Raw genomic sequence first — 15,865 nt, forward strand, 5'->3', positions numbered from 1 at the left:
ACCGGCTTTCTGTCAGGGCTTTGTTTTCGAGGCCTTGCGCTCGGCGCGCGACGGCTTGTTTTTCTTTGCGGCCTTTTTCTTTGGCGGCGCGGAGTTGGCAGCCGACCGGGTCCGCGGCTTGCGCCGGTCGCCGTCCGGGCCATCCGCGGCACGTTCCTTGCGCTTGGGAGCGCGGTCGCCGCCGTCGAGGTCGCGAGCCAGGTCCTTGGTGTTCAGAGGCTCGTAGGCAGGGTGGTGCGGCACGAAATCGTCGTCACCGGACCGGCGGCGGGATTTGCCGCGAGGTCCGTCAAACTTGCCGCGCGGCCCGTCGAATTTGCCTTTGGGACCGTCGAACTTGCCTCTGCCTTCGCGCTTCGGCCGGCCGGATTTCATGCTGTCTTCGGCACCGAGGTTTTCATAATCCGGTGCATCTGCACCACGTGGACGGCGCTTGGGCGGGCCGGAACGGTCAGACCGGTCACGGCGGAAGCCGTCTTCCTTCGGCGGGGCAGGAATCTTGCCGCCACGTGCATCAAGCAGTGTGATGGTGGCATTTTCCTCGCCCGTGCCTTCGCGCTTGACCACATCGGCGAAGCGCTGGCCATGACTGCCGGCGATTTCGAAGTAGAGCTCGTTCTGGAAGATCTTGATCGCGCCGACTTCCTTCTTGGTGACGTGACCGGCACGGCAGATCATCGGAAGGATCCAGCGCGGTTCTGCGCGCTGGCGGTGGCCGAGCGACAGCGAGAACCAGATGCCGTCTTCGAACTTGCCGGTGATTTCCGCGTTGCGACCGCCGCGCGAGCCGGCGTCCCTGCCTCGAAGCGAGGTCTCATCGAGATCGGAAACTTCTTCGGGAGCGGGCAGACGCGACTGACGCAGCTTGACGAAGGCGGCAGCAAGCTGTTCCGGGCTGTGAAGCGCAAGCAGCTCGTTCGCGATCGCCAGTTCTTCTTCTTCCAGTTCCACCTTGAGTGCGGGATCGGCCAGAAGCCGTTCCTTGTCCTTGGCACGGATATCGTCGGCGGTTGGAGCACCCTTCCAGGTCGCCGTGATACCGGCAAAATGAAGCACGCGCTCTGCCTGGCGGCGGCGCGGGAAGGGAACCATGAGCACACAGGTGCCCTTGCGGCCGGCACGGCCCGTACGGCCGGAGCGGTGCAGCAGGGCGGCCTTGCCTGTCGGCAGGTCGGCGTGGATCACCAGATCGAGGTTCGGCAGGTCGATACCGCGTGCGGCAACGTCGGTTGCCACACACACACGGGCGCGGCCGTCCTTCATCGCGGCCAGTGCGCTGGAGCGCTGTTCCTGGCTGAGTTCACCGGAAAGGGACACGATGGAGAAACCGCGGTTCGCGAGGCGCGATGTCAGCCGGCTGACAGCTTCACGCGTCGAGCAGAAGACGATTGCCTTTTCCGCTTCATGCTGGCGCAGCACGTTGATGATGGCGTTTTCGCGCTCGTTCGGAGCAACCGGATGCGCGACGTAGTCAATGTCGCCGTGCTGTTCGCGAGCGTTGATGGTCGACAGTCGAACGGCATCTTTCTGGAAGCGCTTGGCGAGTTCTGCAATCGGCTTTGGAACCGTTGCTGAGAACATCAGCGTGCGGCGGTCCTGCGGCGCGGTATCCAGAATGAATTCCAGGTCTTCGCGGAAGCCCATGTCGAGCATCTCGTCGGCTTCGTCGAGCACGACAGCCTTGATTTCCGACAGGTCCAGTGCGCCACGTTCGATATGATCGCGCAGGCGGCCAGGCGTTCCCACGACAATATGAACACCGCGTTCCAGTGTCCGCCGTTCGGTGCGCGGGTCCATGCCGCCGACACAAGAGGCCGTTACGGCGCCGGCTTCATTATAAAGCCAGGTCAGTTCTTCCTTCACCTGAAGGGCAAGTTCGCGGGTCGGTGCAATGGCCAGCGCAATGGGAGCGCCTGCCTGGCCGAGGCTGTCCTGGCCGTCAAGCAGCGTCGGGGCGAGTGCGAGGCCAAAGGCAACGGTCTTGCCGGACCCGGTCTGCGCAGATACCAGAAGGTCGGCTTCCGGCGGAGCGTCGCTTAGAACGCTTTCCTGCACGGAGGTGAGGTTTTCATAGCCACGTTTCGCCAGCGCGGCCTTCAGCGCCGGGGCGAGAGAAGTCAAATCGGTCATAGAAATCTTTCAACTGCTCCGGATCTTCTGCATGCCAGTCAGCAGTCTACCGGATAGGGCCATCCAGTTATCGGCCCATTGATGGCCGCGGCTTATACAGGCATTTTTCCTTGTCGTCCATCCCGCATTTTTCAGGCGTGAAAGTGGTGCACTGGCAAAAACAGCAGTGAATTTCCCGATCCGCTTGACCCACTATTGGTAATTATACCGTAGATTGGTGTCTGCCTATTTTTTCATCTTTAGGTTATTGAAAATATTAACCTGCCCTAGCGTTAGATTTTGCCACCTATTGTTCGGGGGCTAAAAATGCTGAAATCGATTCGAGTTCAGATTGCGCTGCTCGCAATGGTTCCGTTACTTGCTTTTGTAGTGGCCGGTGCGATTGCCTTGCAGGAAGCGTACACAGAAAGCCAGCAGGCGTCTGAAATCTTGCCTATTGTTGATCTTGCAGAAAAATCCGAAATGGTTCTGCATGAGCTGCAGAAGGAGCGCGGTCTGACAGCAGTGATGCTGGCATCAGGCTATGCGGATGAGCCGCGAAAGCTTCTTCAGGCGCAACGCGAAGCGACCGACGCAGCAGTGAAAGAACTGCATTCAGCCGTGGACCAGTTCGACATAGGCAATGAGCAATTGCTTTCAGAAGCTCGCGAAACGGCTGCCGGCATGGATGCTATTGCTTCGCATCGATCTGGAATTGATGGCAAGACCATCGATGGTGGCAAGAACCTGGCCTTTTATTCCGGAAAGGTGCGCGACCTCATTACGCTCGTCCAGTCCGCCGCGCAGGCAAGTTCAGATAACGCCTATGCCAACCAGATGAGCCCCTTCATTCTTTTGACGGAAGCCGGAGAAGCCGGAGGGTTGGAGCGAGCAATCGGTGGACAGCTTTTTGCACTTGTGGGCAAGAGTGGAGAAGTACCGCCAGATCGGTTCCTGGCCTATTTCGACCGCCTGTCGGTTGAAACCGCATTCCTGAACAATTTCAAACGGACCGCTACACCCGCGCAACTGGCGGCTTTCGAGAAACAGGTGGCCGGATCATCAGTCGAGCAGGTTTCAGAGTGGCGCAAGGTCTTGCGGTCGCTGCCTGAAACCAAGGATGGGCAGGGCATTGACGGGACTGTCTGGTTCGGCAAGGCAACCGAACGGTTGAACCTCATTCGCGCAGCCTCTCTCGAAATGCTCAAGGCAGCGGAAGCCCGCGCGGCAGTGATGGCCGATGAAGCAGCATCTCATCTGCGAAATGTTATTGTTGTAAAGTTGGCTGTCGTGTTGATCACCATCGCGCTCTGCATTTGGCAGATCGGCCGCGTCAACGGCATTCTGGGCAAACTTACAAGTGAGCTTGTCCGGATCTCGAAAGGCGATCTCGACTTCAAGATGTCGTTCACCGAGCGCGCGGACGCGATCGGCGATCTTGCCCGTGCTGGCGGTATCTTCCAGGAAAACGCGAGGGTTCGGGAGACACTCGAACGTGAAGCCGTGAAGGAACGCGACCGCGAGCGCATGCGCCAGAACCACGTCGAAAATCTTATCGAAAAGTTCCGCAACCTGATGGAAACCGTTACGGGCGACGTTGATAACCGGACTGCGGCCATGGCGGATATCGCAGCCCGCGTCCGGGAAATTTCGCAGGAGGCCTCGAACGCTGCTTCCGAAGCGAAAAACGCTTCGACGTCGTCGTCGAACAACGTTCAGACCGTTGCCGCTGCTGCCGAGGAAATGTCGGCGGCAATCCAGGAGATCATGAACCAGGCGGAACGGGCAAGTGGTGTTATCGACGAGGCAACAACTGTTGCGCAGCGCACGGATACCAATGTTTCCAGCTTGGCCGAAGCGGTTGAAAAAATCGACACGGTTGTTGAAATGATCCGGGCGATTGCCGAGCAAACCAACCTGCTTGCCCTCAACGCGACCATTGAAGCTGCCCGTGCAGGTGAGGCTGGAAGGGGCTTTGCCGTGGTTGCAGCGGAAGTCAAGGAACTCTCGACCCAGACCGCCAAGGCAACGGAAGAGATTTCAAGCCAGATTTCTGCCGTACAGGGGCTTACGGATGAGGCGGTGGATTCCATCCGAAGGATTTCCGGGTCCATCGAGTTGATCCACGAAGTCACCGGCGCCATCACCGTGGCAGTCGGCGAACAAAGTGTCGCCACGCAGGAAATCTCGCAAGGCATCACCATGGCGGCAAGCGAAACCAGCAACGCTGTCAGCAGTGCAGAAACAGTTGACCAAGCCATCCAGACAACAGCCGGTGAGGCGGAGAGGGTCGACACCATCGCCGGTGAGGTGAAGCAGGTGGCAGACCAGATGGCCCATGGCATTGAAGGCTTCCTTGAAGAAATGACGCGCGATGTCGAAGAGCGCCGCCGGGCAAGCCGCAAACAGGAAATGGGGCAGGAAGTCACGCTTGTGACCGAGGATGGCCGGTCTTTCGAAACGCGTCTGATGAACAGCTCGGAAGGCGGTATCGGTGTGATGTATTTCGACGGAGCGCGCGAAGGCCAGTTGCTGACTTACGAGGACTTTTCCGGCCGCAAATACCCGATGGAAATCAAATGGGTAAAGGAAGACACGGTCGGTCTGCAATATCGTGCCGAAGCGGACCGCGTGGCCGCGGCAGCCTGACAGGCTGCAAGCTGTCCCATGTAACGTCTGCCGGAACCCAGGTATTTGTTTTGACCGGACACCGAAAGGCTGTCCGGTCAAATCCTTTCTGGAAAAACCACCAGGGCTTGCAGTCCGGGCGCTTTCGCGGTTCGTATAGCGCTTATGCTGGCTTTTTCCCATCTGCTCGACCGGCTTTCGCTGGAACCCAGGCGCCTCGCCAAGGAAGCGCTCCTGATCCGTTATTTCCAGGAGGTCGCGGATCCGGACCGGGGCTTTGCCCTGGCCGCACTGACAGGCGGGCTGAGTTTCAAACACGCCAAACCTGCCCTGCTCAGGGCTTTGATCGGCGAGCGGACGGACCCGGAGCTGTTTGCGCTTTCCTATGATTTTGTTGGTGACCTGTCCGAAACTATTGCGTTGATGTGGCCGCAGGCTGCAAACGGAGAGGTTGCCCTGAAAGAAGCTGCCCCCAGCCTGTCTGAAGTGGTCAAGCGGCTGGAAGGGGCCGGAAAGAGCGAAGTGCCCGGTTTGCTGACCGACTGGCTGGACACGCTGGATGAGACCGGCAGATGGGCCCTTTTGAAACTGGTGACGGGCGGTTTGCGCGTCGGGGTATCTGCGCGCCTCGCGAAAACGGCCGTGGCAAAGCTCGGTGGACTGGACGTTGCTTCCGTAGAGGAGGTCTGGCACGGGCTGGAGCCCCCCTATGAGGCACTGTTCGCCTGGGCGGAAGGACTGGCCGGACAACCGCAAACATCCGATCCCGCACCATTCCGGCCGGTGATGCTGGCGCACCCCCTGGACGAGGACAGGGACACGGAGCTTCTGTACGCGGAGGACTTTGCGGTCGAGTGGAAATGGGACGGCATTCGCGTTCAGGCGGCAGCCGGTCTGACAGAGCGTGGCGACCGCGTACGCCGCCTGTTCAGCCGGACCGGTGAAGACATATCCAGGGCCTTTCCCGATATTCTGGATTTGCTGACATTCGATGCCTGCATTGATGGCGAATTGCTTGTGGTGTCGGACGGTCAGGTGCGTCCTTTTGCAGATCTGCAAAAACGCCTCAACCGCAAGACCGCCGGGCCAAAACTGATCCGCGAATACCCGGCAGCGATCCGTGCCTACGACCTGCTCAGTGTCGGCGGAACCGATTTGAGGGAGCTGCCGTTTGCAGAACGGCGCAAGGCGCTTGAAGCCTTTATCACCGGATTGCCGGAGGGAAGCATCGATCTGTCGCCCATGGTGAAGGTAACCGGATGGGAGGAAATCACCGCCGCGCGCACCGATCCCCATGCCCATCTGCCTCCTGCCGACGCCGATGCCGTTGAAGGCTTGATGCTGAAGCGGTGGGATGCGCCCTATGTCACCGGCCGGCCGAAGGGATTGTGGTTCAAGTGGAAACGGGAACCCTACCTGATCGATGCCGTGCTGATGTATGCGCAGCGCGGCCACGGCAAACGCTCATCCTTTTATTCCGACTATACCTTCGGTGTCTGGCGTGACGGGGAGGCGGAAGCCGAGCTGGTTCCGGTCGGCAAGGCATATTTCGGCTTTACCGATGAGGAATTGCGTGAAATCGACCGCTATGTGCGCAACAACACCATCAACCGGTTCGGACCGGTGAGGGAAGTCGTTCATAGCGCTGAAAAGGGGCTTGTGCTGGAGGTCGCCTTTGAAGGGCTCAACCGGTCCAGCCGGCACAAGTCCGGCGTTGCCATGCGTTTTCCTCGCATTTCCAGGCTGCGTTGGGACAAGCCGGCGGCTGAGGCCGACAGGCTGGAAACGCTTCAGGCAATGTTGCCAGGCGAAGAAGGGTAATTCGGTGTTCGACAACTCGCTTTTGAAAACCCGCCCTTAAGTCGTGCTTTGGCCATGGAAATATGGCACCCATGGCAAGATACAAACGGCCAGACGCTTGTGCCCCTGTTTCAACTGAAATGCCTGGGGTGCGAAAGCGCGAGGCCGGCAACCGGAGAGGCAATATGACGATCCGCAACAAATATCTGGCTCCCGTGGTCCGCGGGCTGGCCTTGGCCATTCTTCTGGCCCCGGCAGCTGTCGCCCAGGACAGCGTCTCCCCTGAAACCGCAGACGCAGTGACAAAGGGACAGGCGGACCGCTTTTCCCTGGTCAGGGTGGATGAGGATATCCTCAGGGTGGACCGGCAGAACGGGACCGTCTCCATTTGCAAGGAGCAGAGCGACGCCTGGCGCTGCAATCCGGTGCCGCTGGCAGAAGATGCCTATCTTGCTGAAATCAACGAGCTGGCCGGTGAAGTGGATCGCTTGACAGCCCGTGTGGAGGAGCTGGAAGGCAATGGCGTAAAGTCCGACAAGCAATTGCCACCCGGTTCCGCACTTGATCGCCCAAAAGCACGCGGCTCCAGTCAGGGCGGACGCAGCCCATCGACAACCGAGGAAGATGAGGAACTGGAAAAGGTTCTGACTTTCACAGAAAGCGCCATGCGTCGTTTCTTTGGCATGGTTCGCGATCTGCAGAAGGACTTCGAAGGCGAAGCCAACTGATCGCCTGAAGTCAGGATAAAAAAACAGCGTGTCCCTGCCAGGGGCACGCTGTGTCCGGCAAAGTTCCTTGGCCGGGAGACGTCAGTCGATCAGCATCTTGTTGATGCTCTGATAGGCTTCATCCGGCTGTTCCACGGCAACACGCCTGGTCAGATCCATCGTCAGCGCGACAACATCCAGGACGGCGGCGAGACGGTTCGTCCGTGTTTCAAACAGGTGATGGCGCATCGAGAAGGTCTTTGGATTGACGCCGGTAAAGCCGGAAACCACCAGCATTGCGTCGCCGGTCTTCAGCGGTGTGATCCAGGTCAGCTTCATTTCAACGGCCACCCGGCCGAAACCGTTTTCCGTCAGATAGGCGTGTGTCATCGGCGTACGCTGCCAGACATGGGCTACGCCGTCCGTGCAGCAGGACAGGGCAAATCTGTCGTCGGCCTTGCCGTCTGGACCGATATCGCGGGGCAAAACGGTTCCCCGGTAGACGATCTGGGCGCCTTTCGACTGCAGGGCCGCAAGCGTTGCGCGTGCATTTGCCGGTCCGGCGGAAATCCCCCTTGGTCCGGCCTCTGCAATCATTGGCGTCTGGAAGTCGCGGAAGCGCTGGCGCAAGGTCTTCGCGGCGCTGGCGCTCGGCTCATATCCGTCGAGAGCTGTTGCCGAAAGCGTTCCTGTGGCGGCGTCGCGCATTTCGTGAATGACAGTGAGCATATGCGGGCCGTCGAAGGCGATACTGGAGTGAACCGTGATCAGGTCTCCCGTGCGCATCTCCTTGTGGTAGCGCACGTGGCGCACCCGGCGAGCCCCCACGACGGTTTCGCTCAAGCCGGTCATCAGCCGGAACTGGCGATCTGCTTCCTCGAAGCGGCTGAAGTAGAACTGGACGTTCAGATGATCGTTTTCGTCACATTCCCAACGGTTCACAAATGAAAACAGCGTTGCCTGAATTGTCATAATTGCTTCGTGCACTCAGTGATTTTTGATTATGTGATGTGTATTGGACAGGTCATTTGTTGCTGTCTTTGCATTGATTATCAACAAGAAATGTAGATTCTGGAAAATTAGTTCAGGCAACGTTGAGGAAGCGGGTAAAATGAAAAGATCAACTGCGGCGAGGTAATTTAAACTTAAGGTTGTTTTTGTCGGTGGTTCTAACTTGACTATTTTTCTTGCGCGTAAAGGCAGCCTATTTGCCGTGCCAACAGCGAATGCGCAGCGCGTGAACATGGAGTGTTGGTCAAAAGCATGGTTTGACTTGCGCGTAACCCATGTTGCAAACATACTTCACAATGGCCGCAACAACGGGGCTTCGCCATAAAATCAAGAAGCGAGCGGGTGCAGGATGACTGCGACGCATGGCTCTGGCGGAACCTGCGGGCCAAACGGACCGTTGAGGGAGGAATAACAACGTGTCGGCGACATCGTATCGGTTCATCATCGCGGATGATCATCCCCTGTTCCGGGGTGCTCTGCGTCAAACGCTCGAAACACAATACCCCGATGCTGTGATCGAGGAAGCCGGTGCGTTGGAGGACGTTACGGCCAAGCTGGAACAGGATGGCGAAGTCGATCTCATCCTGCTTGATCTGTCCATGCCCGGCATGCGCGGTTTTTCCGGGCTTATGTACCTGCGGGCCCAATATTCCGGCGTTCCTGTGGTGGTGGTCTCGGCCAATGAAGATCCGCAGGCCATCCGGCGCGCGGTTGAATTCGGAGCTTCCGGCTTCATTCCGAAGTCTCACGGGATCGATGTCATTCGCGAGGCGATTTCGGAGGTCATGTCCGGCAACATGTGGACCCCGCCGGATGTCGACCTCGCCGCCGACGATGGCAGCGGCGATCTGGTCCAGCGCCTTGCAACGCTTACCCCCCAGCAGGTTCGTGTTCTGATGATGCTGTCTGAAGGTCTTCTGAACAAGCAGATTGCCTACGAACTGTCCGTTTCGGAAGCGACCGTAAAGGCCCATGTATCCGCGATCCTGCAAAAGCTTGGCGTGGAAAGCAGAACCCAGGCCGTTATTGCAGCGTCCAAGATCGAGGCCGGGCAGTGGCAGGTTGGCGGCGAAACCGCCGAGGCTGCCCAGGCTCAATGACGCCAGGCACACGCGCCACGTTACTTTCTGGCTGCTCCACCTGGAAACGGTCTCCAATGCGTGAGACCGTTTTCTGCTTTGCGTGCTGAGAGGGACCTGCCCGGATGCAATTTCTGTAGGCCTTCAGGGCGAGCTTTCCAGTCAGGATTGCAAAAACATAGCGGAATCCAGACCACCGTTTTTACCGTAATTTCAGGGAATGGCTGTAACCGTCATTGCTGCGGGGCGCTGCCACGCAGAGTGCGAGTAGCCACCCGGAGAGAAAATGCGGTCCAGCTTCAATTGGCGACTGATCTTCAAGACGATCGGCATGGCCTTCGTGTTGCCCGGTCGTCAGCTCAAGGTGGACTTCCAGTCTGACGCGGACACGCAGACCGGACAGCAGGAAAGCAATCCTGTTCGCGCCTTCATGCTCGCGTTCGGTCACCCGGTGGTCGACGAACTCCTCGCCCGCAAGGTACGTGCAGCGCAGATCGCAAGTATCGCGCGCCTGACACCCTTTATCGTGCTGGCAAACGTCGTCAACGTAATCGTCATTACGCTCGCGTTTCAGCACTTCATGCCGTTCAGTTTCATTGCGGTCTGGATTGCGGCCATTGGAGCTTTTCTTGCCTACACCCTATACAAGTGGCTGAAAGCGAACAGATCGCCAATTCATCTTGCCTCGCGGCGATCGCTGAACAAGGCGGTCTTGCACGCGACGATTTTCAGTGGTCTTTGGGCGGTCGTTCCAATTGCCGCATTCGGCTATGGCGATCCCGACGGCATCTGGATTGCCTCCTGCGTTACCACCGGCATGCTGTGTGGTGGCGGTTTTACGCTGGCAACCGTGCCGCAGGCAGCCTTTCGCTGGGTCGCGATCCTTTTCCTTGCATCGCTCGTATCGTTCGCAATCGGACGCAGCGCGGAGCTGTGGCCGCTGGTCTTCCTGTTGAGCAGCTACACGCTGGTGGTGGTCGGCAGCGTTGCTTCGGCAGGCTGGCTGTTTGCCTCCCATTTCCTTGCTGAAGCCGAGCTGGAACAACGCGGTGAACTGATCGCCCTGCTGCTGAACGAGTTCGAGGAAAAGTCCAGCGACTGGCTCTGGAAATCGGATAGCCACGGTAATCTGCATTCCATTTCCGACCGGTTCTTACATGCCAGTGGCCGGGACCGGGCGGAACTGGAAACCATGCGCATGGTCGATCTGGCCTATTCCCTGGACGAGAACGATGCGCGTTCAGCCGTGATCAGGCTGGAAAACGCCATGAAGCGTCAGCAGGCTTTTCGCGAAATCGTCATCGGGGTGGACGTGAACGGCGAGGAGCGCTGGTGGTCCCTGGCAGCACGTCCGGTCTACGACGACCATGGTTCCTTTACCGGTTACCGCGGTGTTGCTTCCGACATCACCGAAGCCCGCAGGGCAAGCGCCCTTGTTTCTCACCTGGCCGAGCACGATTCCCTGACGGGGATCGGCAATCGGAGCTGGTTCCTGAAACAGGCCGAGGCGCAACTGGAAGAGCAAAACCAGAATGGCCAGAACACACTGACTCTCTTCCTCATTGACCTCGACAATTTCAAGGTCGTAAACGACACCAGCGGCCACCCGGCAGGGGATGAACTTCTGCGGCAGGTCGCAAGCCGGTTTACCGCCCTTGGCGAAGGCAGAACGATGCTCGCGCGTTTCGGTGGCGACGAATTCGCCGCGCTCGGCCGTTTCGTCAGCGATCAGGCAGCTCTTGCATTTGCCGAGGAACTGGTTGCCGTGACACGCAAGCCTTTCCGGATTGGCCGTCGCGACTTCGCGATTGGTGCCACCGTCGGGTTCACCCGTCTGTGCGACAGCAAGGACACTGTCGACGATCTGATGCGCAAGGCTGACATTGCGCTTTACAAGGCAAAGGAAGGCGGCCGGGGACGGTCGCTCGCCTTCGAGCAGGACATGGAGCGCGAGGTCCGCGAGCGCCGTGAACTGGAATCGGATCTGCGCGAAGCATTCGAATACGGCAAGCTCAATGTCGATTTTCAGCCGATCGTGGACGCCCGGTCCGGCAAGGTGGTGTCCAGCGAGGTCCTGCTCCGCTGGCTGCATCCCGAGCGTGGTGAGGTGCCGCCGGACGTGTTCATTCCGATTGCCGAACACGCCGGTCTGATACTGCCGCTCGGCAGCTGGGTTCTGAGGAAAGCCTGTGCAGCGGCAGCCCAATGTCCCGAACTGGAGAGCGTTGCGGTCAACCTGTCGCCGGTCCAGTTCATGGATCCAAACCTGGTGGAACAGATCCTGACCGTGCTGCAGGAAACGGGGTTCCCGCCGGAACGCCTTGTCCTGGAAATCACCGAATCCGTGTTCCTGCGCGACTTCGGCACAGCATCGATCAAGCTGCAGAAACTGCGTGACCTTGGTATCCGCATCGCGCTGGACGACTTTGGTACGGGCTATTCGTCTCTTTCGTATCTGCGGCACTACAAGTTCGACAAGATCAAGATCGACAAATCCTTCGTCGATGAAATCGGCGAACGCAGCGACGGTCTGGCGATCATCTCTGCAGTCATTGCGCTTGCGCATAACCTTGGTCTGGAAGTCACGGCAGAAGGCGTGGAGCGCCAGTTTCAGGTGGATGCTTTGCGCACGCTCGGCTGCGACACCATGCAAGGCTATTACTTCGGCAAGCCGGATCCCAATCCGATGCGGGTCGCCCAGATTCGCAGGGAAGATTGGCAGGACCGTTCGCCGAGCACCGCGCCGAAGAACCCTGGAGCGCTCCGCTCAGCTTCCTGATGCATTGGTGCTGACAGCGTTCGGGACCCGGGCTCCAACGCGGCTTATTCGGCCGCCTGGCCTGCCTGGCAGCGGGCCAGATGGGCACGCAGGGCAGCTGGTTTCAACGGCTTGTTGAAGAAGGCGATGTCCTTTTCCTCGGCTTCCGTGCGCACAGGGCGGCTTCGGTCCGCGGTGATCAGGATCGCGGGGATCTGGCGACCGAATTTCCATCTCAGTTTCAAGATCGCCTCGATACCGGTGCCATTGTCGAGGTGATAGTCCGCCAGTATGACGTCCGGCGTCAGGCCGGCTTTGCTGAGCTCGTTTGCAGCCTCCACGTCATCGGCAGCTGCAATCACCTTGCAGTTCCAGTTCGTCAGCAGGTGGCGCATGCCGCTCAGGATGTCCGGCTCGTTGTCGATGGCCACAACGCACAGACCATCAAGCTGGCCAGCCATTGTTGGGGCCTGCGGAATGGGAACGAGATCGGGCATGTCCGCGGAACGAGGCAGTTCGACCGAGAAGCACGAGCCCTTGTTGGCTTCCGAGCGGAGTTCAACCGGGTGGTTCAGAACGTGGCTGATGCGCTCGACAATAGACAAGCCTAGCCCCAGCCCCTTGGCAACGCGCATGCCGTCATCCAGCCGGTGAAATTCCTGGAAAATCGCCTTCTGCTTGCTTTTCGGGATGCCCATGCCGGTGTCGTGAATTTCCACGATCACCCGATTGCCGCGTCGGCGGCACCCCACAAGGACGCGGCCTGACTGAGTGTATTTCAAGGCGTTCGAAACGAGGTTCTGCAGCAGGCGCCGCATAAGGCGTCTGTCTGTCCGCACCGAAAGGGATGTCGGCACGATCCGCAGTTCCAGTCCCTTTTCCTTGGCGACAGGCTGGAAATCGAGATCGATTCCGCGCAGCAGTTCGTCCAGCCGGAAGACCGTCGGTTCCGGTTTCAGGGCGCCAGTGTCGAGCCTGGAAATATCGAGGACGGCGCCGAGAATGTCCTCGACCGATTCCAGCGCCATTTCCACATTGCGGACCAGCGAGCCGTCGTCACCGTCCTTAAGCTTGTCGACCAGAACCGAGGCGTAAAGACGGGCGGCATTCAGAGGCTGCAGGATGTCATGCCCGGCCGCTGCCAGGAAACGGGTCTTGCCGATATTGGCTTCTTCCGCGGCGTGGGTGGCCTCCACCAGGCGTTCGTTGACGTGGGTGAGTTCTTCCGTGCGTTCCCTGACCCGGCGTTCCAGCGTCTCGTTGGCGCGGGCGAGCGCTTCTTCCGCCAGAACCCGTTCGGTGATGTCTGTATAGGTGGTCACAATGCCGCCGTCAGGCATCGGACTGATGCGGACTTCGAACACCGCTCCGCTTGATTCCAGTTTTTCCTGAAAGGTTTCCTGGATCAGCACCAGCTTCTCGATCCGGTCGGCGACGATCGCTTCCACTGGCCCGGGGCCATGCTCGCCCCGTTCCGCGTTGAAACGCAGGATCGCATCCAGTGTGGTGCCGACCTGACCATATTCGGCAGGCAGTCCCAGCAGGTCGCGGAACTGCCTGTTCCAGCAGATCAGACGCAGATCCCGGTCGAACACTCCGATGCCCTGGCGCACCTGATCGAGTGCCGTCTGCAGCAAGTCGCGGTTGTACTGAATGGCGATGGAGGCGTCGTCGAGCAGCTTCACTGCGCCCTTGGTCGACGGGTCGTGCCGCTTGAGCATCAAGGTCAGCACAAGGCGCGACGAGGCCGCGCCAATGGCACTTGCCAGAAGCTGCTCGGAAAAGCGCAGCAGGTTGGCGTCCGCCAAAGTTTTCGGATCGAGTTCGATACCTCGTTCGCTCGCAAACCGCCGGAACGAACGGGCCGTCCGCTCTTCGCCGAGATAGCGCGCGACGGTTGCCTGCAAGTCTCCGGCGGTAACGGACGTACGCCAGTACCGCAGGCTGGGGGAGGGCGCGAACTCGGCCGGTACGAAGACGTTTGCCTGAAGGGTTTCCGCAGGCAGAGGCTTTCTCAGGAAGGAGCCGCCTACAAACAGGACGATGTTGACGAATAGGCTCCACAGGGTGCCATGGATAAACGGATCCATGGTGATCCCGAGCAGGGCTTGCGGGTTCAGTTCGCTAATGCCGAACGGGCCGGTTTCCAGGAAACCGTCGGAAATCAGGCCGGATTTGGCGAAGGTCGGTAGCAGCAGCGTATAGGCCCAGAAGACAAACCCGCCGCTCAGCCCGGCGATGGCCCCCAGAGACGTGGCCCGGCGCCAGAAGAGGGCGCCGACGAAAGCGGGAGCGAATTGCGCGATTGCGGCGAAGGACAGAAGCCCGATGGAAACGAGCGCCGCGGTATTGCCGGCCGCCTTGTAGTAGGCATAGGCCAGCAGAAGGATGCCGAAGATGGCGAGGCGGCGGATCGTCAGCAGCCGGTCGCTCATGTCCTGGCCGCCGATGTTGACGATGTCGTCCTCGCTGTGCCGGCGCAGCAGGAGCGGCACAACGATGTCGTTGGAAATCATGATGGCCAGCGCAACCGTCGCCACGATGACCATGGCCGTTGCCGCCGAAAGGCCTCCTATGAAGGCAAAGAGGGCAAGCCACGGGTGTCCGGCGTCTATAGGCAGGGCCAGAACGAAGGTATCCGGATTGACGTCCTGTCCGAAGCGCAGCAGGCCGGCAGCTGCAATCGGGATCACGAACAGGTTGATCAGCACCAGATAGAGCGGAAACATCCAGGTCGCGCGGCGCAGCTCGGCGTCTGAATTGTTCTCCGTCACCGTGACGTGGAACTGGCGCGGCAACAAGAGCACCGCAAAGGCCGACAGGCACGACATGACGAGCCAGTTGCCGATGTTCAGCGGTTTTTCGAAAATCTGCGCGACTTCAGGCGCTTCCGAGATGGAACGGATCAGGTCGACCGGGCCGTCGAAAAGCGAGTAGGTGACCCAGAAGCCGACCGCGAGAAAGGCAATAAGCTTGACCACCGCCTCGGCTGCGATCGCCAGCATCAGCCCTTCCTGGTGCTCCGTCGCGTCAATGTGTCTTGTCCCGAACGCCCAGCTGAAAATGGCCATGCCGAGGGCAATCAGCAGGGTGACGTCATCGAACACCGGCGTGAAGATGTCACCGGGGGAAATCAGCGGGCCGATCATGGTGGTGATCGACAGCGACACGGCTTTCAGCTGCAGGGCGATGTAGGGAATGACGCCAATGACCGCAATCAGTGTGGCAAGTGCTGCGACCGACTGGCTCTTGCCGTACCGCGCGCCGATGAAATCGGCGATCGACGTGATGCTTTCTGTCTTGGAGATCTGGATGATCCGCTGCAGCAGCGGATAACCGAGCGCGAAAACAATCAAGGGGCCGATATAGATGGTCAGGAATTCGATGCCCGTCCGGCTGGCGTTGCCGACTGAGCCGTAGAAGGTCCAGGACGTACAATAGACCGAAAGCGACAGGGCGTAGATGAAGGGGCGGCCGCCCGTACGCGAAGAATACCGGCGCGGCATCCGGTCGCCGAAGCTGGCGATGGCGAACAAGCACAGGATGTAGGCCGTTGCGGCCAGTATCACGAGCCATCCATGCAGCATGATCTGGTAACCGTCCTCCCGAGCGGCATGGAGTCCGTCGGCCTCTTGTCGGGCCGGCTCGAACCTGTTTCCCGGCAACCCCTTACGCTGCCTTGTCCGATCCGACCACAGCCAAATCGATCTGTCTATTCGCCTTGCGACTGATCTGCTTTCAAGGCTTTCCCAAGGTATGTGAATTGATCACCT

Annotated in this window: 8 protein-coding genes; 5 read left to right on the forward strand and 3 right to left on the reverse strand. The window is 59.4% G+C overall.

Annotation, left to right across the window (positions count from 1 at the left end):
• Nucleotides 1–12: 12 nt before the first annotated feature.
• Entirely contained in the window at nt 13–2,130 is a 2,118-nt protein-coding gene (locus tag Q666_RS63405; RefSeq protein ID WP_023001764.1) for a DEAD/DEAH box helicase, read from the reverse strand.
• 306 nt (nt 2,131–2,436) lie between these two features.
• Here Q666_RS63405 and Q666_RS63410 point away from each other — a divergent pair, with 306 nt between their 5' ends.
• The 3 genes from Q666_RS63410 (at nt 2,437) to Q666_RS63420 (ending at nt 7,265) form a co-directional block, all read left to right on the forward strand.
• Entirely contained in the window at nt 2,437–4,758 is a 2,322-nt protein-coding gene (locus Q666_RS63410) for a nitrate- and nitrite sensing domain-containing protein (RefSeq protein ID WP_023001763.1), read from the forward strand.
• 144 nt (nt 4,759–4,902) lie between these two features.
• Nucleotides 4,903–6,558, forward strand: a complete 1,656-nt coding sequence (locus Q666_RS63415) for a cisplatin damage response ATP-dependent DNA ligase (RefSeq protein ID WP_023001762.1) — start codon at nt 4,903–4,905, stop codon at nt 6,556–6,558.
• Nucleotides 6,559–6,722: 164 nt separating this feature from the next.
• The gene (locus Q666_RS63420; protein WP_208993946.1) at nt 6,723–7,265 is read left to right on the forward strand and encodes a hypothetical protein; all 543 of its coding nucleotides are present in this window, start codon (nt 6,723–6,725) and stop codon (nt 7,263–7,265) included.
• An 81-nt stretch (nt 7,266–7,346) separates the two neighbouring features.
• Here the strand turns inward: Q666_RS63420 and Q666_RS63425 are convergent, their stop codons facing one another.
• Nucleotides 7,347–8,216, reverse strand: a complete 870-nt coding sequence (locus Q666_RS63425) for a thioesterase family protein (RefSeq protein ID WP_023001760.1) — start codon at nt 8,214–8,216, stop codon at nt 7,347–7,349.
• Nucleotides 8,217–8,671: 455 nt separating this feature from the next.
• Between Q666_RS63425 and Q666_RS63430 the strand changes: the two genes are divergently transcribed.
• A complete protein-coding gene (locus Q666_RS63430) occupies nt 8,672–9,355 on the forward strand; it encodes a response regulator transcription factor (protein ID WP_023001759.1) in 684 nt (227 codons plus the stop codon).
• Nucleotides 9,356–9,620: 265 nt separating this feature from the next.
• Nucleotides 9,621–12,113 carry an EAL domain-containing protein gene (locus tag Q666_RS63435; RefSeq protein ID WP_023001758.1) on the forward strand — a complete coding sequence of 831 codons (2,493 nt, stop codon included), beginning with the start codon at nt 9,621–9,623 and terminating at the stop codon, nt 12,111–12,113.
• A 44-nt stretch (nt 12,114–12,157) separates the two neighbouring features.
• Here the strand turns inward: Q666_RS63435 and Q666_RS63440 are convergent, their stop codons facing one another.
• Nucleotides 12,158–15,679 carry a PAS domain-containing hybrid sensor histidine kinase/response regulator gene (locus Q666_RS63440; protein ID WP_031269641.1) on the reverse strand — a complete coding sequence of 1,174 codons (3,522 nt, stop codon included), beginning with the start codon at nt 15,677–15,679 and terminating at the stop codon, nt 12,158–12,160.
• Nucleotides 15,680–15,865 lie beyond the last annotated feature (186 nt).

The organism is Labrenzia sp. C1B70 (assembly GCF_000475395.1).
Taxonomy (GTDB): domain Bacteria; phylum Pseudomonadota; class Alphaproteobacteria; order Rhizobiales; family Stappiaceae; genus Roseibium; species Roseibium algicola.

Bases quoted from the DNA above. Each gene is read 5' to 3' on its own strand.
- Q666_RS63410 (WP_023001763.1), top strand. From the start codon at position 2,437: ATGCTGAAATCGATTCGAGTTCAGATTGCGCTGCTCGCAATGGTTCCG.
- Q666_RS63420 (WP_208993946.1), top strand. From the start codon at position 6,723: ATGACGATCCGCAACAAATATCTGGCTCCCGTGGTCCGCGGGCTGGCC.
- Q666_RS63435 (WP_023001758.1), top strand. From the start codon at position 9,621: ATGCGGTCCAGCTTCAATTGGCGACTGATCTTCAAGACGATCGGCATG.
- Q666_RS63415 (WP_023001762.1), top strand. From the start codon at position 4,903: ATGCTGGCTTTTTCCCATCTGCTCGACCGGCTTTCGCTGGAACCCAGG.
- Q666_RS63440 (WP_031269641.1), bottom strand. From the start codon at position 15,679: ATGCTGCATGGATGGCTCGTGATACTGGCCGCAACGGCCTACATCCTG.
- Q666_RS63425 (WP_023001760.1), bottom strand. From the start codon at position 8,216: ATGACAATTCAGGCAACGCTGTTTTCATTTGTGAACCGTTGGGAATGT.
- Q666_RS63405 (WP_023001764.1), bottom strand. From the start codon at position 2,130: ATGACCGATTTGACTTCTCTCGCCCCGGCGCTGAAGGCCGCGCTGGCG.